The 26181-nt window shown below is 70.3% G+C and carries 21 protein-coding genes; 6 read left to right on the forward strand and 15 right to left on the reverse strand.

The annotated features are described in order from the left end of the window. Positions 1-42 precede the first annotated feature (42 nt). The 4 genes from ACYVKZ_RS08250 to ACYVKZ_RS08265 all read right to left on the reverse strand — a co-directional run bounded on the left by ACYVKZ_RS08250 (position 43) and on the right by ACYVKZ_RS08265 (position 5564). The gene (locus ACYVKZ_RS08250) at positions 43-432 is read right to left on the reverse strand and encodes a DUF4440 domain-containing protein (protein ID WP_460991667.1); all 390 of its coding nucleotides are present in this window, start codon (positions 430-432) and stop codon (positions 43-45) included. Further along, positions 429-1700 (reverse strand): carboxylesterase family protein, encoded by a 1272-nt coding sequence (locus tag ACYVKZ_RS08255; RefSeq protein WP_460991668.1) that lies wholly within the window; start codon positions 1698-1700, stop codon positions 429-431. Before ACYVKZ_RS08255 ends, ACYVKZ_RS08250 begins: the two co-directional genes overlap by 4 nt. Positions 1701-1846: 146 nt before the next feature. After that, positions 1847-3826 (reverse strand): flavin-containing monooxygenase, encoded by a 1980-nt coding sequence (locus tag ACYVKZ_RS08260; protein ID WP_460991669.1) that lies wholly within the window; start codon positions 3824-3826, stop codon positions 1847-1849. Between the two features lie 121 nt (positions 3827-3947). Beyond that, positions 3948-5564: an FAD-binding oxidoreductase gene (locus tag ACYVKZ_RS08265; protein WP_460991670.1), complete on the reverse strand. Its 1617-nt coding sequence runs from the start codon at positions 5562-5564 to the stop codon at positions 3948-3950. Between the two features lie 81 nt (positions 5565-5645). On the opposite strand from ACYVKZ_RS08265, the gene ACYVKZ_RS08270 reads away from it, so the two are divergent. Continuing rightward, positions 5646-6626 (forward strand): LysR family transcriptional regulator, encoded by a 981-nt coding sequence (locus tag ACYVKZ_RS08270; protein ID WP_460991671.1) that lies wholly within the window; start codon positions 5646-5648, stop codon positions 6624-6626. Positions 6627-6646: 20 nt separating this feature from the next. Here the strand turns inward: ACYVKZ_RS08270 and ACYVKZ_RS08275 are convergent, their stop codons facing one another. Beyond that, positions 6647-7981 (reverse strand): NtaA/DmoA family FMN-dependent monooxygenase, encoded by a 1335-nt coding sequence (locus ACYVKZ_RS08275; RefSeq protein WP_460991672.1) that lies wholly within the window; start codon positions 7979-7981, stop codon positions 6647-6649. Positions 7982-8177: 196 nt separating this feature from the next. After that, positions 8178-9563: an MFS transporter gene (locus ACYVKZ_RS08280; protein WP_460991673.1), complete on the reverse strand. Its 1386-nt coding sequence runs from the start codon at positions 9561-9563 to the stop codon at positions 8178-8180. 207 nt (positions 9564-9770) lie between these two features. On the opposite strand from ACYVKZ_RS08280, the gene ACYVKZ_RS08285 reads away from it, so the two are divergent. The 3 genes from ACYVKZ_RS08285 to ACYVKZ_RS08295 are packed head-to-tail and all read left to right on the forward strand — an operon-like array spanning position 9771 to position 13940. Further along, positions 9771-11267, forward strand: coding sequence for a 4-hydroxyphenylacetate 3-hydroxylase N-terminal domain-containing protein (locus ACYVKZ_RS08285; protein ID WP_460991674.1), 1497 nt, complete (start codon positions 9771-9773; stop codon positions 11265-11267). Between the two features lie 35 nt (positions 11268-11302). Continuing rightward, the gene (locus ACYVKZ_RS08290) at positions 11303-12745 is read left to right on the forward strand and encodes an MmgE/PrpD family protein (RefSeq protein WP_460991675.1); all 1443 of its coding nucleotides are present in this window, start codon (positions 11303-11305) and stop codon (positions 12743-12745) included. A gap of 46 nt (positions 12746-12791) precedes the next feature. Next, entirely contained in the window at positions 12792-13940 is a 1149-nt protein-coding gene (locus ACYVKZ_RS08295; RefSeq protein WP_460991676.1) for a flavin reductase, read from the forward strand. Positions 13941-14000: 60 nt separating this feature from the next. Here the strand turns inward: ACYVKZ_RS08295 and ACYVKZ_RS08300 are convergent, their stop codons facing one another. Continuing rightward, entirely contained in the window at positions 14001-15083 is a 1083-nt protein-coding gene (locus ACYVKZ_RS08300) for a zinc-binding dehydrogenase (RefSeq protein ID WP_460991677.1), read from the reverse strand. Positions 15084-15184: 101 nt separating this feature from the next. On the opposite strand from ACYVKZ_RS08300, the gene ACYVKZ_RS08305 reads away from it, so the two are divergent. Next, complete coding sequence (locus tag ACYVKZ_RS08305) at positions 15185-16276, forward strand: Zn-dependent alcohol dehydrogenase (RefSeq protein ID WP_460991678.1); 1092 nt, start codon at positions 15185-15187, stop codon at positions 16274-16276. Between the two features lie 69 nt (positions 16277-16345). On the opposite strand, the gene ACYVKZ_RS08310 is transcribed toward ACYVKZ_RS08305, so the two are convergent. From ACYVKZ_RS08310 to ACYVKZ_RS08325, 4 genes are read right to left on the reverse strand one after another with little or no spacing between them, the layout of a single operon-like run. Beyond that, positions 16346-17185, reverse strand: coding sequence for an ABC transporter ATP-binding protein (locus tag ACYVKZ_RS08310; RefSeq protein WP_460991679.1), 840 nt, complete (start codon positions 17183-17185; stop codon positions 16346-16348). Between the two features lie 50 nt (positions 17186-17235). Then, positions 17236-18072: an ABC transporter permease gene (locus ACYVKZ_RS08315; RefSeq protein ID WP_460991680.1), complete on the reverse strand. Its 837-nt coding sequence runs from the start codon at positions 18070-18072 to the stop codon at positions 17236-17238. After that, a complete protein-coding gene (locus ACYVKZ_RS08320) occupies positions 18065-18841 on the reverse strand; it encodes an ABC transporter permease (protein WP_460991681.1) in 777 nt (258 codons plus the stop codon). The genes ACYVKZ_RS08315 and ACYVKZ_RS08320 overlap by 8 nt, the downstream gene beginning before the upstream one ends. A gap of 6 nt (positions 18842-18847) precedes the next feature. After that, entirely contained in the window at positions 18848-19852 is a 1005-nt protein-coding gene (locus tag ACYVKZ_RS08325) for an ABC transporter substrate-binding protein (RefSeq protein WP_460991682.1), read from the reverse strand. 177 nt (positions 19853-20029) lie between these two features. Between ACYVKZ_RS08325 and ACYVKZ_RS08330 the strand changes: the two genes are divergently transcribed. After that, the gene (locus ACYVKZ_RS08330; RefSeq protein WP_460991683.1) at positions 20030-21520 is read left to right on the forward strand and encodes an aldehyde dehydrogenase family protein; all 1491 of its coding nucleotides are present in this window, start codon (positions 20030-20032) and stop codon (positions 21518-21520) included. A 50-nt stretch (positions 21521-21570) separates the two neighbouring features. On the opposite strand, the gene ACYVKZ_RS08335 is transcribed toward ACYVKZ_RS08330, so the two are convergent. From ACYVKZ_RS08335 to ACYVKZ_RS08350, 4 genes are read right to left on the reverse strand one after another with little or no spacing between them, the layout of a single operon-like run. Beyond that, positions 21571-22593, reverse strand: a complete 1023-nt coding sequence (locus ACYVKZ_RS08335; RefSeq protein ID WP_460991684.1) for an MBL fold metallo-hydrolase — start codon at positions 22591-22593, stop codon at positions 21571-21573. 20 nt (positions 22594-22613) lie between these two features. Next, complete coding sequence (locus tag ACYVKZ_RS08340; protein WP_460991685.1) at positions 22614-24335, reverse strand: FAD-dependent monooxygenase; 1722 nt, start codon at positions 24333-24335, stop codon at positions 22614-22616. 5 nt (positions 24336-24340) lie between these two features. Then, entirely contained in the window at positions 24341-25195 is an 855-nt protein-coding gene (locus ACYVKZ_RS08345; RefSeq protein WP_460991686.1) for a fumarylacetoacetate hydrolase family protein, read from the reverse strand. 50 nt (positions 25196-25245) lie between these two features. Then, positions 25246-26121 carry a VOC family protein gene (locus ACYVKZ_RS08350; RefSeq protein ID WP_460991687.1) on the reverse strand — a complete coding sequence of 292 codons (876 nt, stop codon included), beginning with the start codon at positions 26119-26121 and terminating at the stop codon, positions 25246-25248. Positions 26122-26181: the final 60 nt, after the last annotated feature.

Genomic DNA, 26181 nt, shown 5'->3' on the forward strand with positions numbered 1-26181 from the left:
AAACTGCCCGTGGTTCCCATCTGCTCCATGTCCTTCCTCACCTCAGGTCTCGGGCAGGGATGTCATGTGGAGGGAGAGGAGCCGCCATTTCCCCGTCGGCCCGAGGCGCCAGAGGCCGCTCGTCGCTGACTGGATGGAGCGCGCGGCCCCTTCGGAGGTGAGCAGGTCCAGCTGCGCTGTCCCCCATCCTGCCGCGGTGCCGGCGCCGAGTCTGGAGGCCTTCTCGAGCTGGTGGCTCACGGATCGGTACTGCACCGTCCGGGCCAGGACATACCTGCGCAGGCCTTCGGCAGTGTCCCGTCGCCCGGTCGAGTGCGTGTAGATGAGCTCCCGATCGAAAAGCTCGTCCCAGCGTGCTGGGTCTGGCGCAGCCATCCATGCGCACCGCGCCGCCTCAGCCTCCGCAAGCTCCTCCAGGAGGGATGTGCTCACGGCTCCGCCCGCCGCACTGGCCCACCGGCCCCGGGATCGGACATCTGCAATACGCGCAGGCGTCCGCCGACGAGCCCCACGGCGCGCACCTCCCCCGTCGGGGTGGCCATGGATTCTCCGGCCAGAGCGCGCACCAGGGGTTCGCGCCAGGCCGCGGCGACGTCGTCGAATGCGATGTCGTCGAGGCCCGCGAGCATCGGCGCATCGTGCCATTGCGAACGGTTCCCGAAGAGGAACGGGACGTCGAAGCAGTGGGCGGCGCCGGCGCCCCCCGCCGCCTCGAGCTCAAGCCTCGAGACGTGTACGAAGATTCCGGACTCTCGCAGCTCTTCCGCCAGTTCTCGTGCGGCAGCGGAGAACTGGTACTCGGTCATGTCGGCGGTCATGCGTTCCCAGGCGCTGCCCAGGGACGGTCGCTCCTGGGGGCGGGCGAAGTGTGCCTCGCGGAACTCGGTGGCGGCGGGCTCGGGCAGTTCGGACGCGGCTGCGGGAGGGATGAAGGCGCGCGCCTCGTGCGCGGTGGTCGCGAGCAGGACCTGCCGGACGCCCATCATGCGCCCGGCGGCTGCATGCCAGTCCTGCACGTCGGCCGTGAGCCGGCCGCCGGCGAGGGGCTGGACCCCGAGTCCGCGACCGGCCCATGCCCGATTCACTGCGGCAGACGCTGCGACGAGACGGGCTGGCTCGACCTCAGGCAGCTGCGTCCCGCCGAGGGACTCCGCGAACACCCTGCGCCGTTCCGCCGACCCCTCCGGGCCTGGCGGTGGCTGGTAGGGAAGGCTGAAGAGTGCGAGGCGGCGGATGCGTCCGGCGAGCGAGGGGTCCTGCGCGGCCGCGAAGGCGAGCCACGCCCCGGCGGACTGGCCTGCGAGGGTCACGTTCTCCGGGTCGCCGCCGAAGTGCGCTGCGTGCTCGATGGCCCAGTCCACAGCGGCGAGAACGTCGGACATAGCGGCGACAGTCCCGTCGGGGCCAGGCAGGAAGCACGCTGCGGCGCCGAGCCGGTATGCGGGAACGATGACGACCGCCCCCGCGGTCTCGGCGAGCACCGAGGCGTCGTGCCAGCGGACCGACGCACCCCCCGAGACGTACCCACCTCCGGGCAGGAACACGACGACGGGCGCGGCGCGACCAGCACCGGCGGGAGCGTACACGCTCACTTGGAACGCGTCGTCCTCCTGCTGCACCTGCGAGGCCGCCGGACCGAGCAGCCAGTCGAGTCCGCCCGGCTGTTGCGGGAAGACCACCAGTTCCTCGGTCGTGCCCACTTGCGCAGGAGGGACAGGCACTGCTGGCGGGAGGAGGCCGTGGTCCGCTGTCCCGAGGCGAGCCCAACGGCAGCGGGTGATGACGACGCCGCCCGATCCCCGTGGAGCACCCGAAGTGCGGGACCGCTGCCCCGCTTCCGCGGCGCTCACGGGAGCGGCTCGTACTGGGCTGGGTCGAGTTCGCGCGTCAGCTTCCAGTAGTCCAGGACCGGAAGGGGCCAGATCTGGGACACCCGCCCGAACCTGTTCTTGTACCAGGTCTGGACGCTCGGGTGGCCCCACGCCTTGGTGGCGCTTGCGGCATCGAGTCGCTCGTAGAACTCATCGAGGACCTCCTGCTTCAGGTCGAGCGCGGCCCAGCCCTGCTCGAGTTCGCGGCGGATGCCGTCGAGGGCGTACTCGAGGCCGTACTCGATCATGGAGAACAGGCTGCCGTTGACCACGTGGCCGGTGTTGGGTCCCGAGACGATGAACAAGTTGGGGAACCCGGGCACGGTCATGCCGAGGTAGGCCTTCGCGTCGCCGCCCCAGTACTCGTGGAGATCGCGGCCGTCGCGGCCCGTGATGCGCAACGGCTCGAGGAACTCGCTGGCCTGGAATCCCGTGGCGTAGACGACGGCGTCGAGGCGGTGGAGCGTGCCGTCCCCGTCCACGATGCCCTCGGGAACGAAGTGGTCGAGCCCGGAGGTCACGAGGGTGGTCTGGGGCTTCCTGAGCGAGGCCGCCCAGACGCCGTTGTCGCGGAGCATGCGCTTGCCGCCGAGCAGGTAGTCGGGGGTGACCTTCTCGAGGAGGTCCGGCCGGCCGGCGTACTGCTCGGCAAGGATCGCGCGAAGCGACTCCTGCACCCTGTGGTGGACTTCCGAGATCGAGTCCTTGCCGGCCCACTCGGGGTCGATCACCGTGGTGTGCTGGCGCCCCTCGACGCCCAGCCAGTGCTGCCACAGCCGCAGCCACTGGCCGAAGTGGGGCAGGTGGTCCGAAAGCCAGAGGACGGCGTCGGGCATGTCGTCGTAGTACATCGGGGTAGGCAGCATCCACGGCGAGCTGCGCTGGAAGACCGTGAGGGAGGCGACCCGGTCCACGATCGCAGGGACGATCTGATAGGCGCTCGCCCCCGAGCCGACCACAGCGACCCTCTTGCCCTCGATGTCGACCCCGTGGTTCCATTCCGCCGAGTGCATCTGGGCGCCGGTGAATGACTCGCGGCCAGGAGTGGCGGGGATCTTGGGCCTGTCGAGCTGGCCCACCGCCGTGAAGACGGCGTCGACCCGGTGGACGGTCGCGGTGCCTCCGACGAGGACGCGCACGTCCCATTGGCGGGAGTCTTCGTCCCAGATGATGGACTCCACGTCCGCCCCATAGACAATGTCGTCGAGGAACCCGCCGCGCTCGGCGACGGTGCGCGTGTAGCCGTGGATCTCGTGGCCCTGGGAGAACTGCTGCGGCCAGTCGTCACGCTGGGCGAACGAGAAGGAGTACGCGTAGTTGGGGGTGTCGAGGCGCACGCCCGGGTAGGTGTTCTTCCACCACGTGCCGCCCACGTCGTAGCCCTTCTCGAAGACCTTCACCTCGATCCCGGCTTGCTTGAGCCGGTACGCGGTGGCCATGCCCGCGACTCCGGCGCCGACCACGGCCGCCGAGAAGGTCCGGCCCGGCGCGATCTCGTCGACGCGCCACCGCGGGCGGCCGTTCGCCTGCGGGGCGAGGGCCATGTCGTGCTTGAGGAGCGGGCGGTATGCGGCGTCGGCACCGTTGGTGATCCAGTCGACTACGGCGTCGGCCTCCTCGTCGCTGAGGGTGCGGACGCGGGTGATGCGCTCATCGCGCACCCGCTTGAGCGCGGCGAGCGCGAGCTCGCGGGCCTCGGCCTGCTGCTGGTCGCTCATGCCTCCGTGGGGCTTGCCGACAGTGTCGACGGGCGGCTGCGGGGGGCGGAGCTCGTCGCGGAGGATGCTGAAGTCCCCCGTCGCCGCCGCAAGGGCGACCATGAGCGCCGGAAGCTCGACCGCCTTGACTGCCTGGGCGAGGAACGCGTCGTCCTCGGTGATGGGGATGTACTGCTCGCGCGTGTAGAGGTCGTCGACCTCGCGGGCGAGGTCGACGGGTGCCAGCGATTCGGTCACAGTGCTCTCCTCGTGTGAAGGGCCGCCCCGGGTGAGCAGCGTCACGTCTAGATCCATAATAGACAAGAAAATGTAATAATCCATTAATAATGCATTCTAAGCTCGGGGGTTCGCGCCGGAATCACTCGGCTTGGGAGAGCAAGCTCGCCAGCGCGGCGGCGTCGGAGGAGCGGGCCGTCCGGAACCGGGCAGGCCACACGCCCTGCTTGCCGGGGGCAATGATGCCCTGAGGGTCCACGGCGTCCTTGAGCAGCTCTTGGAAGCGGAGCGCCGCGTGGTCGTTGAAGTCGAATCCGCCGGCGATCCGGTCCATGTAGTCGACGTGGCTGCGGTACGGCGCATAGCCGCGGGCGCGGGCCGCATCGAGGAGCCGCACATACAGCTCGCGGGCGCGGGCGAGCATCTCCTCGTTGCCTCGCTCGAAGAAGATCATCGTCACGTGGACCATGTGGCGCGGGTACAGGTGGTAGCCGATGTACAGGTCGAAGCCGTATTCGGCGTACAGGTCCTTCGCCTCCTGGTAGAACGCGTAGACCTCCTCGCCACGTGCCGGGATGATCGGCGCGGCATCGATGTGGCCGCCGTTCTCCGACGCCCACGCGACGGTCGAGAGCGGCCGGAGCGTGGGGACGCCGGCCATCTGGGTGCGGTCGGCCTCGGCGATGCGATCGTGCTCGAGCGCACGGCCCTCCTCGCCCTCATAGGTCCGGGCGTCGACCACGGCGTCCGGGATTACGGCGGTGACACGTTCGCGCACGATCTCGAGGCGCCGGCGCACGAGGCCCGGGTCGCCGTACAGGCCGAACTTCGCGTTCCACTGCCCGATCCCGAACTCCCGGCGCATCTCGTCGAGCCGCCAGTCAGGGATGGAGCCCTCGCCGTCCCAGAAGTCCTTCCGCGCCCCACGCATCGTCGCGGCGCGGACCACGTTGCCGCACAGCGCGTTGTTCTGGATGATGTCCTCGCGGCGCAGCTGCGTCAGCACGTCGATAAGTGCGGGGAGGTCCTCCTCGCGCTCGACCATGATGTCCCCGTTCGCGAATGCCTGCGGAGCAGGCATCAGCCACAGGCCGCCGGAGACGACGACGCCGAGGTTGGACTGGGTGAACAGTCCGTCCAGCGTGGGACCGAAGCCGCCCTGGAAGATCGGACCGAGGTCGGAGTCCTCCATGGCGCCCATGCCGGTGCGCAGCAGGTCGCCGTCGGGCAGCACGACCTCGAGCCCGCACAGGCTCTTGACGTGGTCCCCGAGCGGCGTCATGCCGTAGCCGCGGTCGAGCATGTTGCCCAAGATCGAGCCCCATCCGAGTGCGGGGACGCTCATCCAGAGATTGAGGCCGTGCTCCTTGATGTACTCGAACAGGTCGAAGAACGTCACGCCCGGCTCGACCACCGCGTATCCGAGCCTGCCGTCCACTGAGAGAATGCGGTTCATCCGGGAGAGGTCGAGGGCGACCATCCCGTGGTCTCGCGGCTCGGGGCCGCCGTAGCCGAGGTTCTTGCCGCAGGAGAACGTCCATAGCGGCGTCTCCGTCTCGCCGGCGAGGCGCACGATCGCCTGGACCTCCTCGGTGCTCCCGGGCCGGACGCCGGGCCACGCCGAGCGGCCGCTGTTGAGCGGGTAGGGGTCGAGATAGCCGTCCTCCCCGCCGGGGCGGACCACATTGTCGGCGCCGACAATCTCGGCGGCACGGCGGAGGAACTCCTCGCGGGGATCTGTGGCGGGATCGCTGGGCATGTTCGCTTCTTTCGTTGTTCTCAGTGGTTCTTATGCTGCTGAACCGGGGAGTTGCCCCCGGCAGCCCGCTAGGCTGGGCGCGTGATCCCCGAGCAGCAGCCCGCCCTCACGCTGAGGCAGGCCTGGCATTTCGTCGTCGCCGCCGAGTCCGGGACGCTGGCCGAGGCCGCACGCCGGCTGCACATGGCGCCGTCGGCGATCTCGACCTCGGTCGCCGAGCTCGAGCGGGCCGTGGGCTCCGAGCTCCTCGTCAAGCGCCGGGCCAAGGGGGTCGCCCTCACGGCCACGGGCCGCGAGGTCCTCGGCATGGCCCGGGACCTGCTCCGGATGGCCGACTCGATCGCGGCGCTGTCCCGCGAAGACCGCTCGCAGCTGCGCGGCCCGCTCACGGTGGGCTGCGACATCACCCTCGGCCCGACGATCATCCCGGCGATGCTGAGCGACTTCGCCCGGCAGTGCCCGGGGGTCGAGGTGGACTTCGTGGAGGGCTTCCACGAGGACGTCCAGGACCGGCTGCTCGCCGGCGCACTCGACGTGGCCTTCGTGTACGACGCCGCGGTGGACCCCGCGCTCACGACCGTCGCCCTCGCCTCCGCGGCACCGCAGGTCCTGGTGCCCGCTGACCACCGCCTCGCCGAGTCGCCCACCGTGCGGCCGGCGGACATCGCCGAGGAGCCGCTCGTGCTCTTCGACTCGCCGCCGCTCGGGGGCCGGGTCCTGCAGCTGTTCCAGGAGGCGGGAGTGGTGCCGACCGTCCGTCACCGCTCCCGTTCCTACGCGACGGTGCGGTCGCTCGTCGCGGTGGGACGCGGCGTCGCCGTGCTCTACCAGCAGAAGGCGCTCGAGGCACCCTACGCCGAGCTGGGCGTGCGGCTGCGGCCGCTGTCCGCGCGCGGCGCCGTGGCCCGCCCGGTGCAGGTGGCGCTCGCGGCGCCCCGCAGCACGCGCCCGTCGGTGCGGGCGCGCGCCTGGATCGACGTCGCGCTCGAGCTGTTCACCGGTGACGGAGGGGCCGACGGCGCACCCTCCGACGGTGCCGACCGCGCGGTCGGGACTGGCTGAGCGGCGCACGGGGAAGCTGCTCAGGCGAGCGCGGACTCGCGCCGGGACGAGGGGTACGGGAGCCCGAGGTTCTCTCGGAGCGTGGTGCCCTCGTACTCGTGCCGGAAGTAGCCGCGCTCTGCGAGCTCGGGAACGAGCTTGTCGCAGATGAGCGCGAAGCCGCCGGGGTTGAATGGGGCGTTGAGGTTGAAGCCGTCGCACGCGCGGGCCTCGAACCACTCGATCATGCGGTCGGCCACGGCGCCCGGGGTGCCGGCCATCCACTGGTGGCCGGTCGATCGGGCGAGGTCGATGATGAGCTCGCGCAGCGTCATGCCCTGGTCCACGCTCTTGCGGCGGTAGATGTGGTACCGGGAGCCGCGTGAGGGGTCCTCGGTGAACCACTCGGCAGGGATGGCCTCATCGAGGTCCAGGGAGGACAGATCGAGCTTGAGGTCCGCACCGACCTGCCTGCGGCCGTTGTCCATGTGGATGTTGCGCGCGAGCTCGGCGGCGAGCTCGTCGGCCTCGGCCTGGGTATCGCCGAGGATGGGCAGGATGCCGGGGATGATCTTGATGAGCTCGGGGTTCCGTCCCTTCGCGGCGGCCTTGGCCTTGAAGTCGGCGTAGAACTCGATGGACGGCTGCAGGAGCGGCTGGGCCGTGTAGATGCCGTCCGCCACGGACGTGCCGAGCTCCACGCCCGGCCCGGACGAGCCGGCCTGGACGAGCACCGGCCGGCCCTGCGGCGAGCGCGGTCCGGGCAGGGGGCCCTGGACGCGGAAGTACTCGCCGACGTGGTCGATCGCATGGATCTTGGACGTGTCCACGTACCAGCCCGATTCACGGTCGTTGACGACGGCGTCGTCCTCCCAGCTGTCCCAGAGCTTCTGGACGACCTCGACGAACTCGGCCGCGCGGCGGTAGCGGGTGGGCCCGTCGGGGGCCTCGGTGAGGCCGAAGTTCTGGAAGCCGTCCGAGCTCGTGACGATGTTCCAGCCGGCGCGGCCGCCGGACATGTGGTCGAGCCCCGCGAGGAGCCGTGCGACGTTGTAGGGCTCGTAGAACGAGGTCGAGATCGTGCCGATGAGGCCGATGTTCTTCGTCACCGCGGCGAGCGCGGCCAGCGTCGTCATGGGCTCGTAGAAGCCATTCATCTTGATGTCGCCGCGCATCACGGTGTTGGCGTGCGCGATGTCACCGAAGAACACGGCGTCGAGCTTGGCGGCCTCGGCCATCCGGGTGAGGTCGGCGACGAAGTCGAAGGCGGCGAGCTCGTCCGCCCGGCTGCCCTCCATGCGCCAGCTGTCCTTGTGGTAGCCCGCCGGCAGCATGAACGTGGTGAGCACCATGTGGTGTCCGCGCGAGTTGGTCATCGAGAGTTCCTTTCAGTGCACCGGGCCACAGCGCCGCGGCGATCCCCTCCATCGTGGCCCGCGACACTTCATCTCGTAAACCATCGAAATTAGGGGGTTGTGTTCTAAAAAATAGTCTTTAGGGCGCACGACGGCGCGGGGTCGCCTGCGCGCACGACGGCGCGGGGCGGCGTCGCGCGCGGCGAGGCAGAGACGATCAGCGCGTGGTCGCGGCGCCCTCCGGGGCCCGGCGAGGGGCGCTGCCCGCAACGGCCTCGCCGTCGGAGCCGAGGCGCGTGCCCTCGCGGCTCAGGAAGACCGCCACGAGCCCCGCGACGAAGATGGCGGCCCACGCCACGCCCACGAGCAGGAAGGAGCCGCCGCCCATCATCGCCAGGGCGGTCGCGAGCATCGGGGTGAGGCCGGCGCCGAGCGTCGAAGCGGTCTGGTAGGAGAGCGATGCGCCTGTGTAGCGGACGGCCGCCGGGAACTGCTCCGAGATGTAGGCACCGATCGGGCCGGCGAGCAGGCCCTGGATGAGGCCGTTGCCCACGATCACGGCGACGGAGAAGCCAACGAGGGTGCCCTCATGCATGAGGACCAGCGCGGGGTAGACCCACAGGAGGCCGAGGATGCCGCCGGCGGCGAGCACCGCGCGGCGGCCGAGCCGGTCGCTCAGGCGGGCGGCCGCGAAGCACACCACGATCGTGACCACGGCCGCCACGCCCTTGACGTTGAGGATGCCCTCGCGGTTCACGCCCTCCTCGTACGCGACGGAGACGCCCCACGAGGTCAGGAAGCCCTGGCACGTGTAGAAGCCGAGCGATGCGACAAGCGTGAGGAGCAGCGCGCGCCAGTGCCTCCGGAACACCTCGACCACGGGCAGGGCTTTGCGGCGGTGGGCATCGACGGACTCGGCGTCGAGCTGCTGGAAGACCGGCGACTCGGCCACCTTCAGCCGGATGACCATACCGATGAAGATCAGCACCGCAGAGAGCAGGAACGGGATCCGCCAGCCCCAGTCGAGGAACGCGGGTCCCGTGACGGCCGAGACGCCCGAGACAACGAAGGTGGCCACGAGGCCGCCGGCGGGGCCGCCCGAGTTGGCGAACGCGGCCGCGAGGCCGCGCTTGGCGGCGGGGGCGTGCTCGAGGGCCATGAGGGTCGCACCACCCCATTCGCCGCCCACCGAGATGCCCTGGATGATGCGCAGCACCACGAGGAGGACCGGCGCGCCGAGCCCAATGCTCGCCTGCGTGGGGAGGAGGCCGACGGCCACTGTGGAGAAGCCCATCATCAGCATCGAGATGACGAGCATGCGCTTGCGGCTCACGCGGTCGCCGAAGTGGCCGAACACGATGCCGCCGAGTGGCCGGGCGATGTAGCCGACCGCGAGCGTGCCGAAGGACGCGAAGAGCCCGACGGCCGGCGGGAGGTTCGAGAAGAAGACCTTGTCGAAGATCAGTGACGCGGCGGTGGCGTACAGGATGAAGTCGTAGTACTCGATGATCGAGCCGATGGCGCTCGAGGCGAGGATGCGACGCAGGTCCTTGGTGTTGAGCGTGTCGGAGGGGCGCTCGGCACGCGACGGTGAGTGCTTCATGGGTGTGCCTTCTGCGGGAAAGGTGATCGGTCTCACGACAGGATGGCACAGATCACCCCATCCTTGAAACATTGTCGTCCTAAAAAAACATTATTTGCTGATTCTGCAGCTGCGCGCGTCGCCCCCTTGCGCCCCTCTCCTCAAGTTTGTAATCTCGACCACAGAATGTATTTTCGCCCATTGGGCTACCGACACAAGGAGGTCACCGTGGCAGCACGGACCGGAGAGCAGTACAGAGCCGGACTCGCGGACTCGCGGGAGGTGTGGATCGGCGACGAGCGCATCGACGTCGCCGTCCACCCGGCGTTCGCGGGGTCGATCGCCGGGATGGCGGCGTACTTCGACTATCAGCACAAGTACGCGGACGACTGCCTCATGGTGGATGTGGAGACCGGCGAGGAGCACAATGTCTCGCTCCTGCGGCCGCGCGCGGCCGAGGACATCGAGCGCCGCCATCGCGCGTTCGACCGCCTGGCCCGCTACTCGAACGGCATGCTCGGCCGCACCCCTGACTACGTCAATGTGGTGCTCGCCGGTCACGCGAGCCGTAAGGACATCTACGACCGCTCGGGCGACCCGGTCTACTTCGAGCGTCTCGAGGCCTACTGGCGCCTCGTCCAGGAACAGGACCTCGCCCTCACGCATACGATCGTGCACGCTGCCATCGACAAGAGCGTCGGCGAGCTGCAGGGCATCAACGAAGACCTCACGCTGCGCGTCGTCGAGCGCACTGAGGCTGGCCTCGTGGTCCGCGGTGCCAAGATGCTTGCGACCCTCGGGCCGATCGCTGACGAGCTGTACGTCTACCCGGCCGTGCCGATCCAGAAGGGTTACGAGGAGTACGCGCTGTCCTTCGCGATCCCGGTCGCGACGCCGGGCGTCGTGGCCGTGTGCCGCGACCACTACGGGGTGGACATGGACGTCGTGGACCGGCCGTTCTCCTCGCGCTTCGACGAGCAGGACGCCGTGATCATCTTCGACGACGTCCTCGTCCCGTGGGACCGCGTGTTCATCGACGGCGATCTGGGCGTGTACAACGCGATCAACGCGGCGACCGCCACCGGCAACACTCAGCAGCAGACCGCGGTCCGCGCGTGCGTCAAACTCGAGTTCGCCTACGACCTGTGCACCCAGATGGCCAAGGTCACCGGCACCGAGGGCAAGCCCGAGACGGCCTCGATGCTGGGGGAGATCTACTCCTACCTGCGCATTGCGCGCTCCGTCGTGGCCGACGCCGAGAACCGCGCCTCCGACTGGGGCGGCGGGGCGTTCTTCTGCCACGACGACATCTCGTCGCTGCGCACCGTCATGCCGATCTGGATGGCCCGGGTCAACGACATCATCAAGGCCATGGGCTCGCACAATCTCCTCGCGACCCCGACGGCCCGTGCCTTCGAGGACCCCCGCCTCGGCCCGCTCCTGCACAAGTACCTGCCCGGCGCGAACGGGATCGCCCCCGAGGAGCGCGCCCGGATCTTCCGCACCGCCTGGGACTTCGCCGGCTCTGCCCTCGGCAGCCGCATCGAGCTGTACGAGCGCTTCTACCTCGGCTCCGTAGCCCGCGCCCGCGCCCTCGACCATAAGAAGGCACAGGCCAAGGGCGAGACCGGCGCGTATGCCGCGATGTTCGCCGAGGCCGGCATTGCGCCCGTCCCGACGGCCTCCGACGAGCTGGACGACCTGGCGGCTGCACCGACCAGCTGACTCCGGCTGACGTCAGGAAGAGACAGGAGACGATGATGAGTGCACCCGCAGACATCGGGCGCGAGTATGCCGAGAACATCGGCGACGAGCGGGGCCACCTGGCCGCGCGGGCAGAGCTCACCGGGCGTCTGGCCTCCCACGTGGTGGACACGCGCTCGGGCGGCATCTCCCCCGAGGCCAGGGAACGCGCCGTCGTGCGCGTCCTTGACGCGGTGGGCTGTGCGCTCGCGGGGCACCGCGCGCCGAGGGCGGCGGAGCTGCTGGCGCTCGCCGCGTCCTGGGGCGGCCGACCGGACGCCCGCATCCCCGGCACCTCCACGAGGGTGCCCGCGCGCACCGCGGCGTGGGCGGGCAGCGTCCTGGTCCGCACGTTCGACTTCGAGCCGGTGAGCGCCGAAGGCCCCGGCGGCCAGGAGGTCGCCGCGCACATCACCGGGACCACGGTCCCGGTGGCGCTCGCGGAGGCCGAGCGTCATGGGGCGACCGGCTCCGAGCTGCTCGACGCGCTCGTCCTCGCGGACGACGTGACGGCGCGGCTCGCCGTCGGCAGCGGCTTCGACGTCTACTCCGGCCAGGACAACACCGGCACCGTCAACGGCATCGGTGCCACGGCCCTGGCCGCCCGGCTCGCCGGGCTCGACGCGCGCAGGCTCGTGGACGCCTGGGGCCTCGCCGTGCAGCAGCTCGGGGGATCCGTGGCCCCGATCTTCGACCACGCGCCCGCGTTCCGGCTGCCGATGGCGTTCGCCGCGCAGGCGGGCGTGACCGCCGTCGAGCTCGCGGCGATCGGGTACCGCGGCGAAGACGACCCGCTCACGGGCCGCTTCGGCTTCCTCGACCGGTTCTGCGCGGAGCCGCGGCCCGAGCTCATGCTCGAGCGGCTCGGCGAGGTGTACTGCGCCGACCGTGTCATCAAGCCATGGAGCTCGTGCCGCGCAAGCCACCCGAGCCTCGACGCCGCCGCCCGACTGCACGCCCGCGGTGTGCGCCTCGAGGACGCCGCGCGCGTCCGCCTCCACGTCACGCCGCGCACCGCAGCCGGGTTCGTGGGCGCCGAGTGGGCCCCCGGGCGGGACCCGGAGGTCGACGCCGCGTTCAGCCTCCGCTTCACCGCCGTCGCGGCGCTCGCGCACGGGACCGTCCGGCCCGAGCACCTCCTCGCCGCAGACGACCCGGCGCTCGGTGCGGCCGCGGCCGCCGTCGAGATTGTCCCCTCGCTCGGCCCGGGCGAGTACCTCACCGCAGAGGTCGAGGTCCTCACGCACAGCGGCGCCACGTTCCGCGAGCGCGTCGACGCGCCGCTCGGGGACCGTCACCACAGCCCGCTCACGCTGGCCCAGATCGAGGGAAAGTTCCTCGCGAACGCCGCATTCGCGGGCCTCCCGGCCGATCGGGCGCACCGCGCCCTGGGCCTCGCGCTGGGCCTCGCCGAGGCGCCAGGCGTCGGGCCGCTCCTCGACGCGATCACGCTTCCGTGACCCTGTTGACCCACACACCTATGAGTCCTGTCCAAAGGAGGACACCATGACCGTCCAGCCCCTCACCGCCGAAGGCCCCATCGTCGATCCCGTCGTGTTCCGCAACGTCGTCGGGCACTTCGCCTCCGGCGTCACGGTCATCACGACTGTCGTCGACGGCAGGCCGTACGGCACCACGGCCTCAGCCGTCTCGTCGCTCTCGATGGAGCCCCCCATGATGCTCGCGTGCCTCAACCGCTCGTCGTCGACGCACGACCGCGTCGTCGAGGCGGGCGTGTTCGGCATCAACATCCTCGCGGAGGACCAGGCTGCGCTCGCGTTCCAGTTCGGCCGCAAGGGCGGTGACAAGTTCGAGGGCGTGGGCTACACCATCTCCGAGAACGGGGTCCCACTGCTCGACGGTGCGCTCGCGACGATCGAGTGCCGGATCGCGGAGACGGCCACGGGCGGCACCCACACGGTGTTCCTCGGCCTCGTGGCCGAGGCCAGCGCCGCAGACCGGCAGCCGCTCGCCTACTACCGCGGCACGATGGGCCGCCTCGAGCGGGTCCTCGAGGTCAAGGCGTACGACGGCGTGCGCGACTGGGTGCTCAAGCGCCGCACCCCGCTCGGCTCCGTCCTGGACCCGGTGGCCATCGGCGAGGCGATCCGCTCCGAGCCCGAGCAGGTGCAGAACGCGCTCGTGAAGCTCACCGCGGAGGGACTCGTGTCCCGCAACGATGAGGGACTTCTCGAGCCTCAGCCCATCACCGCCCAGACGACCGACGCCGCCTATGACGGCCGCGCGACCATCGAGTCGGGCGTCATCGCCTCCCATCTGGGCCGGCTCACCGACGGCGACGTCGCGGAGCTCCGTCGAATCGTCTCCGAGCTTGAAGCGCTGCGCGCCGAGGAGGCGGGCGACCTCGACGCGTTCCTCGCCCTCAACGTCGCGTACCACGACCGGCTCGTGTCCGTGGCAGGGTCCGCGGCCCTCGCGGATGCCTTCCGCCGCCTCGGCCTCGGGACGGTCTGGCGCCAGGCCCTGACGGCCGAGGAGTGGTCGCGCCAGCTCGAGACGAACCACGTCCGCGACCTCACCGAGGCCCTCGCCGCCCGCGACGTCGACGCCGCTCAGGAGGCCCTCGCCGCGCACACGGCGTTCGGCAAGAAGCTCGCGCGCGACGTCATCGCCCGGCACGGCGGCACCGTCTGACCCAGCGGCCGAAGAGCAGAGGGGGCAGGACGCGAACAGCGTCCTGCCCCCTTTCCCCTTTCAGAACGTGATGACCGACCGCGCGATCGCGCCGGTCTCCTGCCGCGCGTAGGCGTCATTGATCGCGTCCAGGCCCACACGGGCAGAAACGAGGTCATCGAGATTGAGCCGGCCTTGGAGGTAGAGGTCCGCGTAGAACGGGATATCCCTGCGCGGGTCCGTGGACCCCATGTAGACACCGCGGAACGTGCGCTGGCCCACGAGCAGGTCCCGCATGACGTCGACGTCGAGCGGCGCGCCCTGGGGGATGCCGATGAAGTTCACTGAGCCGCCCGTGCGGGACAGCCCGATCGCCTGGCGCTGGGTCGTCGCGAGGCCGATCGCCTCGAACACGTGGTGCGCGCCGCCGTCGGTCGCGTCCCGGACGGCCGCGGCGACGTCGGCCGCGGAGGCGTCCACCACGTGGGTGGCGCCGAAGCGGCGGCCGAGCCCGAGCTTGGTCGGCTGCAGGTCGATGCCGACGACGGCGCGTGCCCCCGCGAGCGCCGCGCCCTGCACCACGTTCAGGCCTACCCCGCCGAGTCCGACCACGGCGACCGTCTCCCCGGCCCGCACGCCAGCGCTGTTGAGCACCGCCCCGACACCGGTCGAGACGGCGCAGCCGAGCACGGCGGCCTGCGCGAACGGGATCTCCGAGGGAACCTTGACGAGCTTGTTCCGGTGCAGGATGGTCCGCTCCGCAAAGCCGGCGACCCCGAACGAGGTGACCGGCTCGCCGTCGCGCGTGAGACGGGCGGGTGCGCCGGCCGGTCGTCGGGCCGCACCGGGGTCGAGGCAGCGGAAGGGCGCCCCACTCCGGCACTCGCGGCACACGCCGCAGAAGTCGACCTCAGTGGCCACCACGCGGTCGCCGACCGCGAGGTCCCGCACTCCCTCGCCCACGTCGATGACCGTCCCGGCCATCTCGTGGCCGGCCACCATCGGCACCGGCCGCCCCCGGTCCACCGACGCGACGAGGTAGTCGGAATGGCACAGGCCCGCGGCCGCGACCTCGACGAGCACCTCGTCCTGGAGCGGGCGCCCGATGCGCAGCTCCTCGATGTCGAACGTGCCGTCCAACCGGTTGATGACCGCTGCCCTCATGGTTCCTCCGTCCGCCCGGACCACCCCGGGCTATATATTGCAGATCTTTATCAATTATATTTTTTACTGCTAGCTATGTCACGAGAATCCCGGAGGAATCCATGCGCGCAGCAGTGACCGAGACCGTGGGCGGACCGTTCGAGGTCGCCGACATCCGGATCGACAGCCCCGGCCCCGACGAGGTGCTCATCGAGGTGCGCGCCTCGGGCCTGTGCCACTCGGACCTCCACGTCGCGACAACCGATGCCGGACTCCCGATGCCCGCGGTCCTCGGCCACGAGGTCGCCGGCATCGTCGCGGCGGTCGGCGCGGACGTCGCCGACATCGCGGTGGGCCAGCACGTCGTGACCTCGCCGATCCATTCCTGCGGGGCCTGCCGCGCATGCCTCACGGGCCGCCCGTACCACTGCGCACGGTCCTCAGCGACATCGCGCGCGCAGGGCATGGCGCCGCGGCTCAGCCTCGGCGGCCGGCCACTGACGCAGTTCATCGGCGTCGGCGGCTTCGCCGAGCAGGTCCTCGTGCACGCCACGAACGTCGTCGCGATCCCGGAGGAGATCCCATTCGACCGGGCGGCCCTGCTCGGCTGCGGACTGGTCACGGGTGCGGGAGCAGCGGTCAACACGGCGCGCGTGCGCCCCGGCGACACGGTCGCCGTGCTCGGCTGCGGCGGCGTCGGCCTCAACGTCATCCAGGGCGCGGCGCTGGCCGGCGCGGAGCGGATCGTCGCGGTCGACCTCGATCCGGCCAAGCTGGCCCTCGCGAGCATGTTCGGTGCGACGGACGCGGTGGACCCGGCCGCGGGCGACGTCGTGGCGCAGGTCCTCGAGCTGACCAGCGGCGGGGTGACCCATGCCTTCGAGGTGATCGGGCTCAAGGTCACCTCCGAGCAGGCTCTCGCGATGCTCGAGATCGGCGGGACCGCGTATCTGATCGGCGTCCACAGGCCCGGCCAGACCCTCGAGGTGACCCCGTTCGGGGACCTCCTCGGCAAGCAGAAGGGCCTGCGAGGAGTCGCCATGGGCTCGACGAACCTCAAGGTGGACATTCCGATGTACGCCCGCCTGTACCTCCAGGGCCGGTTCAAGCTCGACGAGCTCGTCTCGCACCGGATCGGCCTCGGCGAGATCGACCGCGGCTACGACCTCCTCCGCGCAGGAGGCGTGGCCCGCAGCGTCATCACGGACTTCTGAGCCCCGCACCAGGAGGGGCCGGGTCCACCGACCCGGCCCCTCCTTCGCTTGCCTCCCCTGCTCGCGGCGTCAGTCCTTCCGCAGCCGGTGCATGATGCGGGCGCGGGCCTCGGCGAAGCGGGGATCGGCCTTCGTCTCCAGCTGGTCGCGCTGGTCGCCGAACCCCGTCTCGATGACGTCCACGACCGTCGCGGGCTTTTCCGCGATGACCACGACCTTGTCCGCGAGGTAGAGGGCCTCGTCGATGTCGTGCGTGACGAGGAGGATCGTCACGCCGAGGTCCTGCTGGAGGTTCAGCACCAGGTCCTCGAGGTCGAACCGGGTCTGCGCGTCCACCGAGGCGAACGGCTCGTCCATGAGCAGGACCTTCGCCTCGTACGCGAGCGCCCGGGCGATCGCGACGCGCTGCTGCATGCCGCCGGACATCTCCCACGGGAACTTGTGGCCCTGGCCGGCGAGGCCCACGGCCGCGAGGTTCTTCTCGGCCGCAGCGTTCCGGTCCGCCTTGCCCATGCCCTTGCCTTGGAGCGGGAAGGCGACGTTCTCGAGCGTCGTCATCCACGGCATGAGCGAGCGGCTGTAGTCCTGGAACACCACCGCGAGGTCGGGGTGGGGTCCATCGATGACGTCGCCGGAGACCGTGATGGCGCCCGACTGCGGGCGGATGAGCCCGGAGAGGCACCGCAGCAGGGTCGTCTTCCCGACGCCGGACGGACCCACGATCGAGACGAACTCACCGGCGGCGATGTCCAGGTCGAGGTCGGCGAGGATCGGGTTGAGCGAGGCGCCGGCGCCGTAGCTCATGCTGAGCCCGCGCACCGTCATCACATCCCCGCCACGCGCAGGGGCGTGCTGCGCGGGGACGGGCTGGGTGGCTGCGTCCTGGACGGGCTGGTCCTGGATGGTCATGGGAACTCCTGGGGTGGCTTGAGGCCGAGGCGAGGTGGACGGCGTCGTGCTCACTGGGCACCTGAGGCGTGGTACCAGCGCAGGACGCGGCGCTCGATGAGGACGAACAGCATCGAGAGGATGTAGCCCACGACGCCGACGAGCAGCGCGCCCGCCCACGTCTCGGGCACCTGGAACGTGGCCGAGGAATTGAGGATGTAGAAGCCCAGGCCCTCGGTCGAGGCGAACATCTCGGACACGACCATGACAGTGATCCCGATCGGCAGTGCCACGCGGATGCCGGCCATGATCTGCGGCAGCGCCGCCGGGAGAACGACCCGACGGAAGTAGAGCCCGCGCGGGATCCGGTAGACCCGCGCGAACTTGCGCACGGTGGGCTCGACGCCGAGCACGCCGTCGATCGTGTTCAGCAGCACGGGCCACAGGCACGCGAAGGCGATGGTGCCCACCTTGGGCCCCTGGCCGATGCCGAACGTGCCGATGATGAGCGGCACGAGTGCTGCCTGGGGGATTGAGCGGAAGAAGTGGATGATCGGGTCCACGACGTCGCGCAGCCACTTCGCCTCCCCCAGCAGGATGCCGAGGGCGATCCCCACGACGGTCGCGATCGCGAGGCCGCCGAACAGGTTGCCCAGGGAGTAGGTCGCGCCGGCCGCGATGACACCGTTGCCGAGGTCCCGTACGAGGGCTTCGAGGATCGTCTGCAGCGGCGGGACGAAGAAGTTCGTGCTCCCGGCCGTCGCGAACCACCAGATGGCCGCGACGACCACGATCAGCCACGCACTCTGGACGATCGCCCCGGTGACGGTCGGTCGGGAGCGGGGGGCGCGGCGCGGCGTCGTGCGCGCGGGACGCGGACCGGCGGTGCGGAACGTGGTGCTAGTCATCGATCTGCCTCTTCCAGGTCAGTGCGCGGGCCTCGACCTTCTGAAGGATGACCGCGAAGGTCCACCCGACGAAACCGGTGAACAGCAGGTCCGCGAAGGCCAGGTCCCAGCTGGCGTTCTGCTGCATGAGGGTGATCTGGCGCCCGATGCCGGGGGCCTGGGAGATGACCTCGACGCCCACGGCGACGAGGATCGAGATGGCCGAGGAGATCCGGACGCCGGTCGCAATGAACGGCAGTGCGCCCGGCAGGAGGACTCGGCGGAAGCGGAGCAGCGGGGGGATGCGGAACACCGCGACGGTGTCCGCGACTGCGGCCTCCTGACGCCGGGCACCATAGATGGTCTGGATCAGGATCGGCCACAGCGCACTGAGGGCGACCACCACGATCTCCATCCTGGTATTGGACCCGAGGAGCATGATGACGACGGGCATCAGCGCGAGTACGGGGAACGAACGGCCGAAGTCGAGGAGGATCGCCGTGGAGCGGTCGAGGAAGCGGACCGATCCGATGAGCAGGCCGAGCACTGTCCCCACCACAGTGGCGATGAGCCATCCGGCAAGGGCCGCCAGGAGCGTCCCTCCCAGTGCCTGCCAGAACGCGGGGCTCACCACCGAGGCCGCGACGGCTGCGCCGACGGCGCCGACGGCAGGCACCATCGAGGGCAGGAGCCCGGCGGCGACCACCGCCTGCCATATCCCCAGCAGGAGAGCGACCGCGAGCACGCGCTGGGCGAGAAGCCCGAGTCCTCGGGAGCGGAGCAGTGTCATCGAGCGCTACTTCCCCGCAGACGCCCGCTGCGGCGCCTGCTCCCACAGGATGTCCTTGACCGCGACCGCCTTCTGGAGGAGGCCGAAGTGCTTCATCGCGTCCACGCCGTCCTGCGCCTCTTTGACGTTGAAGGTCACATCGGCCGGGACGAACGTCTTGGGCGCCTTGGAGATGTCCACCTGGTTCACGGTGGCGTAGACCTTGCGGACGTCCTCGAGGTGGCTGGGATCGCTGTAGTAGGCCACCGCCTCCGCCATGGCGTCGTCGAACTTCTTCGCCGCCGCGGCGTTCTGCGCGAGCCACTGCGCCGTCGACGTCCACACCGTCACCGGCATGTTCGCCTGGTACTCCCGCACCGGGTTCGAGATGCTGACGTAGCCGGCGGAGAGGATCTGGTGGTAGAAGCTGTCGGCGGCCACCACTGCGTCCACGGTCTTGCGCTCGAGCGCCGCCTGCATGCCTGCGTACGGCACGGCGACTTCCTTGACGGTGCTCACATCCACGCCCGCGCCCTCGAGGGCCTGCAGGACGGGGATGTCCCCACCAGTCTTGACGCCGACGACGCCGATGGTCTTGCCTGCAAGGTCCTTGAGGCCCTTGATCGGCGAATCCTTGGCGACGACGACGCCCGAGTTGTCAGACTTCGCATCGACCATGCCGTTGCCTCCGATGACCTTCACCGGCACGCCCTTTGCGGCAGAGGTCGCCACGTTGATCCACGAACCGATGCCGATATTGACGTCGCCCGAGACCACCTGGGCCAGGAGCGCGGCCGGGTCGGCGCCGCGGACGATCTCGACGTCGAGGCCGTGCTTGGCGAAGAGGCCCTGCTGCTGGGCGATGTAGGCAGTCTCGAACTGGATCGGGGCGACAGCGACTTTGAGCTTGGTGGTCCCGCCGCTGGCAGCCGACTGGGCGTCACCGCCGCAGCCGGCGAGACCGAGGGAGGCGCTGGCGGCGATGGCGACGACTGCCGCGCTGCGGGCCAGGAACGTGCGTCGAGTGAACATGTGGTGTCTCCTGCGTGATTCGGCGGCGGTGCCGCATCGGGTGCTGGGAAAGAGCACGCCCTCAGAGCGTGGGCGAACCGTGTGCATCATGAGCATAAGAATGTATTTCTTGAAAGGTAATGTATCTTCACTACGATGATGTTGCAAGGGTCACACCCATCTCAAGGAAGAGGTCCTATGACTGCCACGGCCACGGACACCGCCCTACCGGCATTGCTGGACGCCCCACTGCGGCTGTTCATCGATGGCGAGTTCAGCGCTGGCGAAGGCGGCGACTTCACGGTCGTCGATCCCTCGACGGGCACCCGGCTGGCGACGACGACGCTTGCGTCCGCCGACGACGTCGACCGCGCCGTGCGGGCCGCCCGGGCGGCGTTCGACGACGGCCGCTGGGCCCGCCTCGCGCCCGCCGCCCGCGCGGCGCGGCTGCACCGCCTCGCGGACCTGCTCGAGGAGAACCTCGACGAGCTCGCGCTCCTCGAGTCGCTCAACTGCGGAAAGCCGCTCGCGGTCGCCCGCGACGTCGAGATCCGCCAGGGCATCGAGATCCTCCGGTACCAGGCCGGCTGGGCGACGAAGCTCAACGGCGAGACCCGGGACGTCTCGCTCCCCGGCGCCTGGCACGCCTACACCCTGCGGCGGCCGCTCGGGGTCGCCGGGCTCATCGTGCCGTGGAATGTGCCGCTCACGCTCGCACTGTCCAAAGTGGCCCCGGCGCTCGCGGCGGGCTGCACGGTGGCGCTCAAGCCGGCCGAGCTCACGCCGCTCACGGCGGTCCGGCTCGCTGAGCTCGCCCTGGAGGCAGGGATCCCAGCGGGCGTGCTCAACGTGGTCCAGGGCCTAGGGCCCATTGCCGGCCAGGCCCTCGCCGAGCACCCGCTCGTGGACAAGATCTCCTTCACCGGCTCGACCGCAGTGGGTCAGCACCTGCTCCGCACCGTCTCGCACAGCCTCAAGCGCATCAGCCTCGAGCTCGGCGGCAAGTCGCCTGTGGTCATCTTCGACGACGCCGACCTCGCCCAGGCAATCCCCGGCGCCGCCCAGGCCATCTTCGCCAACGCCGGACAGGTGTGTGCCGCAGGCTCGCGACTGTACGTCCACGAGAAGGTCGCGGACGCCGTCGTGGATGGGATCGCGCGGATCGCCGAGGGCCTGCGGCTCGGTGCCGGCACCGCCGAGGGAACCCAGCTCGGCCCGCTCATCTCCGAGGCGCAGCGCGAGCGCGTCCTCGGCTACGTCCGCGCCGGGTTGGCGGGCGGTGCCGAGCTTGTCACGGGCGGCACCGCGGCCGACGGCGCGGGCTTCTTCGTGCGCCCGACCGTGCTCCGCACCGACTCGCCGTCCCTCTCCGTGGTGCGCGAGGAGATCTTCGGCCCGGTCCTCGTGGTGCAGACGTTCTCCGACGCGGACGCGATCGAGGACGTCGTGGCCCGCGCCGACGACTCGGACTACGGGCTCAATGCGATCGTGTGGACCCGGGACCTGAGCCGTGCGCTGCTCTTCGCCGAGCGTGTGAAGGCCGGGAACGTCCGCGTCAACACGCCTTCGGGAATGGACCCCAACCTGCCCTTCGGCGGGTTCAAGATGTCGGGCTGGGGCCGCGAGAACGGCCGGGAGGGCATCGAGGCGTACACCGAGCTGAAGACAGTGACCATCAGGCTCGCCTAGGGTCAGCGGCACGGCGAGGGCAGGAGGGCGGCCCCAGAACGGCCGGGCCGTCAGTCCCGGGCCGTCCTGGGAGCCGGTGGCGTCACATGGACCGTGTCAAGGTCTTCCAGCACCCGGAGCTCGCCGCGGAAGTGCCGGGCCGCCAGCCCCCACGTGGTGGGCGGCGCCCCGGCGGGAACAAGGTGGTGCAGTGCGAGCACGCGGACGCCTGCCCGCTCGGCGAGCTGTCCGGCCGCTTCAGGGGTCGTGTGGGCGTGGCGGTGGTGGCGCATCGAGGCGGCCACGTGGTCCGGGGCGGCGTGGGCGTGCAGAGCCTCTACGGCGGCCAGATCGATCGCCTCGTGGAAGAGCACGTCGGCGCCTCGCGCGAGGCGCTCGAGGTTCGCGCTGGGGCCGGTGTCGCCGGAGACGACCACGGACCCGTGGCGGGATTCGAAGCGGAAGGCGAAAGCGGGGGCCACTGGTGCATGCTGGACGAGCGTTGCGGTCACCGAGACGCGGCTGTCGCGGAAGACCTCGAATGGTTCGGTGGGAGGGTGCGGCCTCTCGTCGGCGTCGTATCCGATTCCCTCCGGGAGGACGATGTCGCGCGCGCGGAAGACGGCGGTCGGGTCGGCCCCGAGGGAGTCCCGGCGCCGGTCGTTGAGGTCGGTTGCGTGGGCGCGCAGGAGCAGCTCGACCATCTCCCGGGTCCCGGGCGTCGGATTGTCTGGGAAGACCACGGACAGCTCCTCGCTCGCGTGCTCGTTCATCCTCGGGACGGACCCTCGCGGGCCCGGACCGAGGACGGGCACTATGGCTTCCCTCCTCGAGCGGAACGCCAGGCCTCCCATGACCATCACCGAGTTGAGGTCGATCGTGTGGTCCGAGTGCATGTGCGTCAGGAAGATCCCGGCGAGGTCGGGGAAGCGCAGCCCGGCCTGGACGTACCGCTCGCCGACGCCCCACCCGCAGTCGATGAGATAGACGAAGCCATCCACAACGACAGCCGTGGCGATGCCGGCGCGGCGCGGTCCTCCCCTCGCGGCACGCCAGAGGGGTCCGCCGGCGGTGCCCAGCGCAATCGCGCGCATGCCGGGCTGCTCCGGACGGGTCACCGCGGGGCCGGGCTGAGTGCCGGGATGGAGAACTGCTCGCTGAGCCCCGGCAGCGCGGCTGCAAGAGCGCCGAAGGCCTCATCGCGGCGCCCGGCCCCAACGACGGCCGCGACGTAACGGTCCGGACGCACCAGCAGCTCGTGGCCCACCGCTGCGTCGAGGATGCCCGCATCGACGGGGCCTGCCACCGAGCGCACCGCGACGGGCGCCGCTCCCGGGCGGGTCACGGAGAGCTCGCCTGGGCCCGTGACGGCGATCCACGCGAACCCGGACCCGATCACGTCGTCGAGCTGGGTCACGGCGCCGCCGCCCGCCGGTACCACGTCCGGCTGGGGCAGGGCCCTGCCGAGCAGGTCCGCGGCTGCGGCAGGAACACCGGGGGCTACGGGCACGGCCAGGCCCTCGTGGTAGCGGGGCTGGCGGAGGAACTTCATGGTCGTGAGCCACGCCTTCGCGCGCGGGACGATGCCCAGTGCCGGAAGCACGGCGTCGCGCGTGGCGCACACGAGCGGACTGGTGCTCATGACGACTGATCCGATGCGCTTGGACAGGCGGACCATCTCGGCCGCGTGCGGCTTCCGTTCGGCCTCGTACGAGGCGAGGAGGGGCTCCGCGGCGCGCCCGTGCACCGCCTCTGCCAGACGCCAGGCTGCGGCAGCGGCGTCGCGCAGACCTGCATTGAGGCCCTGGCCCGCGAAGGGGGGCATGAGGTGTGCTGCGTCGCCTGCGAGGAGGACGCGGCCCTCCCGCCACCGCGCTGCCAGTCGCTGCTGGGCGGTGTAGACGACGGCTCGTCGGACCCTGAGCCGCTCGATGTCCTGGTACTGGCCCACCAGCGCACGGATGGATGCGGGCGAGAGCATCGCTTCCTCGTCCTCGCCTGGAAGGAGCATGAACTCGTAGCGGCGCCGCCCCTTCACCCCGGGAACGACGACGGCGGGCCGGGTGCCGTTGCAGTGGAACGACGCGTACGGCTCGCCGGTGCCTGCATCGAGCAGGTCCACGACGATCCACTTCTCCACCTGGGTCGAGCCCTCGAGCCCGATCGCGAGCGCCTTCCGGGCGAAGCTGCGGCCGCCGTCGCACGCTAGGAGCCACTGGGACCGGAACGTCACGGCAACGGGTCCGCTGCCTGCGCTGTCGGAAGGCGCCGCGGTTCCACCCCGATGGAGGATGTCGCTCGTGCCGGCCTCGGCCAGCGCGAAGGCCTCGTCCTGCGCGAGATCCCCGCGGAAGCCCTCAGTGCGGGGACCGCGGCGCGCCCCGGTAAGCTCGACGCCGCATTCTGTCTGGATGAGCCGCGTCGCTTCGGTCGCGAAGTGCAGCTGGATTCCTGGCCGCGCCGCTGCTGCCTTCCACAGCAGGCCCTCCATGACCGGCTGGTCGAATTGGCTCTTGCCGGGCTGGCCGAGGCGGGGGCGCGGCGGCCGGACATCAGCCAAGACCTGCCCCCGCCTGCCCGTGTACCGCGCACCCGTGCCGAGGAGCGTCTCCGGGGCGAGCTCCGGCAGGACGCCGAGCTGCTGCATGATGCGCAGCGCCTCATCGGTCGCGCTGATCGCACGCGGCTCATCGCCGGTGCCGGGGCGCTGCTCGACGACGGCGACGCTCAGGCCGGCATCGGCCATGAGGCAGGCGGCGGTGAGCCCGGTCGGTCCAGCGCCGAGGACCACGACGTCGGCGTCGACGTGCTCGCCCAGTGAGACTCGTTCGTCCATGTCGATCAGGCGTCCAGGGTCACCGTGTTGGACAGCGTGCCCAGGCCGGTGATCTCGACCTCGACCACGTCGCCTGCGGACAGGAAGCCCTTGGGTTCCATGAAGAGGCCCACCCCGCCGGGGGTGCCCGTGACGATGACGTCGCCGGCGGAGAGCTTCGTCCAGGCCGTGACGAATTCGATGATCTGCGGGATCGAGAAGTACAGGTCCGCCACGGAGGCGCTCTGCCGCACCTCGCCGTTGACCCTGGTCTCGAGCTTGAGCTGGTCCACGTCGCCCAGGTCAGCGGCCGGAACGAGGTAGGGACCGAAGGCTCCCGTGCCGGGGAAGTTCTTGCCGGGCGTCCACTGGGTCGCGGCAAGCTGCCAGTCTCGGACGGAGAAGTCGTTGTATGCGCCATACCCTGCCACGTAGTCCCACGCGTCCGCGGCCTTCACCCTGTAGGCATCCTTGGAGACGACCAGGGCCATCTCGCCTTCATAGTCGTACTGCGTGGTCGAGGCGGGCATGAGGGCCGGGGCGCGGTGGCCCATCTGGGAGTCCGCGAAGCGAGTGAAGACCGTGGGCGCCTTCTGGTTCGTCTTCCCGGTCTCCTCCTGGTGGCTCACGTAGTTCACCCCGATGCAGAGGATCTTGGCCGGGTCAGTGATCGGGGGCAGCAGGGTGACCGCGGCCTCGTCGTAGGCCGGGGCCCGGCGGACCTGCTCCTCGGTCAGGCTGCCGAAGCGTCCGTCGGCGACGATGTACTTCAGGGCCGGAGCGATGTCCGCACCCGTCGGGCCCAGGTCGTGGACCCGGCCGTCCAGGGCCACTCCCCAGGTCGTGGCGCCGTCGGGGGTCGTGAAGGAGACGTAGTTCATGGAAGGCCTTTCGAGTCGGTGCGGTGTGGGAGGGGTGGCCGGGGCCGAGGTCAGAAGCGGTGGTCGACCGGGGGGATGCCGAAGGTGCGGAAGTCGTCGGGGCGCCTGTCGGACCACATGTTGTACCAGTTCTCGTCCTGGCCCCAGATGACGGGCTCACGGTCGTCGTCGTAGATCTGCTCGAGGTCGGTGTAGAGCTCGACCACGGCGCCTGAGGACTCGACGTAGTAGGCGGCAATGTTGTGGCCCGCACCGTGCCGGACCGGGCCCCAGATGAGCTCCCGGCCCTTCCGGTTCAGCCGGTCGCCGAGCTTGGCGAGGTCCCCCACGGACTGGGTCTGCCACGCGTGGTGGTGGAACGTTCCGCGTCCCTTGATGAGGGCGATCCCGTGATGATCGGGGTTGCAGCGCATGAAGTATGCGAAGTCGTCGCCGATCACATCGGAGAGGCGGAAGTCGAACACCCGGGAGAGGAACAGCATCATGCCGCGCACGTCGACCGGGTGGAAGTTGATGTGCCCGTAGCGGTCCGGGCCGAACGAGAGGGGCCCGGACTCTGCGGATGCCATGCCGGTGTAGACCTCGAAGATCCACCCCTCAGGGCCCACGAAGGCGAAGCCGTCCGCGACCCCGGCGCTCAGCGGGTCAGTGGAAAGGATCTGGAGGTTCTCCGCCTCGACCCTCCGCCGCACTTCGGCGAGCGCGTCGCCGTCGCGTGCGATGAGGCCGAGGGAGTGGATCCCGTTCCGGCTCGACTCGACGTAGACGAGCTCATGGTGCACGGCATTGGCGGCGAGATACACGCCAGCGTCCGTGCGCTCCGTGACGCGCAATCCCAGGATGTCGGTGGCATCGGCCACTGACGCGCCCAGATCGGTGGTCTGGATGGCCACGTGGCCCATCTCGCTGATCAGTCCCCAGGACATCCGTGCTCCTTCGCTCGGCTCACTCCGGCTTCAAGGAGACACTATCCTAAAGATTGTGCA

The organism is Sinomonas soli, assembly GCF_054782415.1.

Excerpts from the sequence above, each read along its gene's own strand:
- ACYVKZ_RS08290 (WP_460991675.1), top strand. The coding sequence starts at position 11,303 with ATGAGTGCACCCGCAGACATCGGGCGCGAGTATGCCGAGAACATCGGC.
- ACYVKZ_RS08330 (WP_460991683.1), top strand. The coding sequence starts at position 20,030 with ATGACTGCCACGGCCACGGACACCGCCCTACCGGCATTGCTGGACGCC.
- ACYVKZ_RS08265 (WP_460991670.1), bottom strand. The coding sequence starts at position 5,564 with ATGCCCAGCGATCCCGCCACAGATCCCCGCGAGGAGTTCCTCCGCCGT.
- ACYVKZ_RS08320 (WP_460991681.1), bottom strand. The coding sequence starts at position 18,841 with ATGACACTGCTCCGCTCCCGAGGACTCGGGCTTCTCGCCCAGCGCGTG.
- ACYVKZ_RS08350 (WP_460991687.1), bottom strand. The coding sequence starts at position 26,121 with ATGTCCTGGGGACTGATCAGCGAGATGGGCCACGTGGCCATCCAGACC.
- ACYVKZ_RS08325 (WP_460991682.1), bottom strand. The coding sequence starts at position 19,852 with ATGTTCACTCGACGCACGTTCCTGGCCCGCAGCGCGGCAGTCGTCGCC.
- ACYVKZ_RS08300 (WP_460991677.1), bottom strand. The coding sequence starts at position 15,083 with ATGAGGGCAGCGGTCATCAACCGGTTGGACGGCACGTTCGACATCGAG.
- ACYVKZ_RS08345 (WP_460991686.1), bottom strand. The coding sequence starts at position 25,195 with ATGAACTACGTCTCCTTCACGACCCCCGACGGCGCCACGACCTGGGGA.
- ACYVKZ_RS08340 (WP_460991685.1), bottom strand. The coding sequence starts at position 24,335 with ATGGACGAACGAGTCTCACTGGGCGAGCACGTCGACGCCGACGTCGTG.
- ACYVKZ_RS08310 (WP_460991679.1), bottom strand. The coding sequence starts at position 17,185 with ATGACCATCCAGGACCAGCCCGTCCAGGACGCAGCCACCCAGCCCGTC.
- ACYVKZ_RS08315 (WP_460991680.1), bottom strand. The coding sequence starts at position 18,072 with ATGACTAGCACCACGTTCCGCACCGCCGGTCCGCGTCCCGCGCGCACG.
- ACYVKZ_RS08280 (WP_460991673.1), bottom strand. The coding sequence starts at position 9,563 with ATGAAGCACTCACCGTCGCGTGCCGAGCGCCCCTCCGACACGCTCAAC.
- ACYVKZ_RS08335 (WP_460991684.1), bottom strand. The coding sequence starts at position 22,593 with ATGCGCGCGATTGCGCTGGGCACCGCCGGCGGACCCCTCTGGCGTGCC.
- ACYVKZ_RS08305 (WP_460991678.1), top strand. The coding sequence starts at position 15,185 with ATGCGCGCAGCAGTGACCGAGACCGTGGGCGGACCGTTCGAGGTCGCC.
- ACYVKZ_RS08275 (WP_460991672.1), bottom strand. The coding sequence starts at position 7,981 with ATGACCAACTCGCGCGGACACCACATGGTGCTCACCACGTTCATGCTG.
- ACYVKZ_RS08295 (WP_460991676.1), top strand. The coding sequence starts at position 12,792 with ATGACCGTCCAGCCCCTCACCGCCGAAGGCCCCATCGTCGATCCCGTC.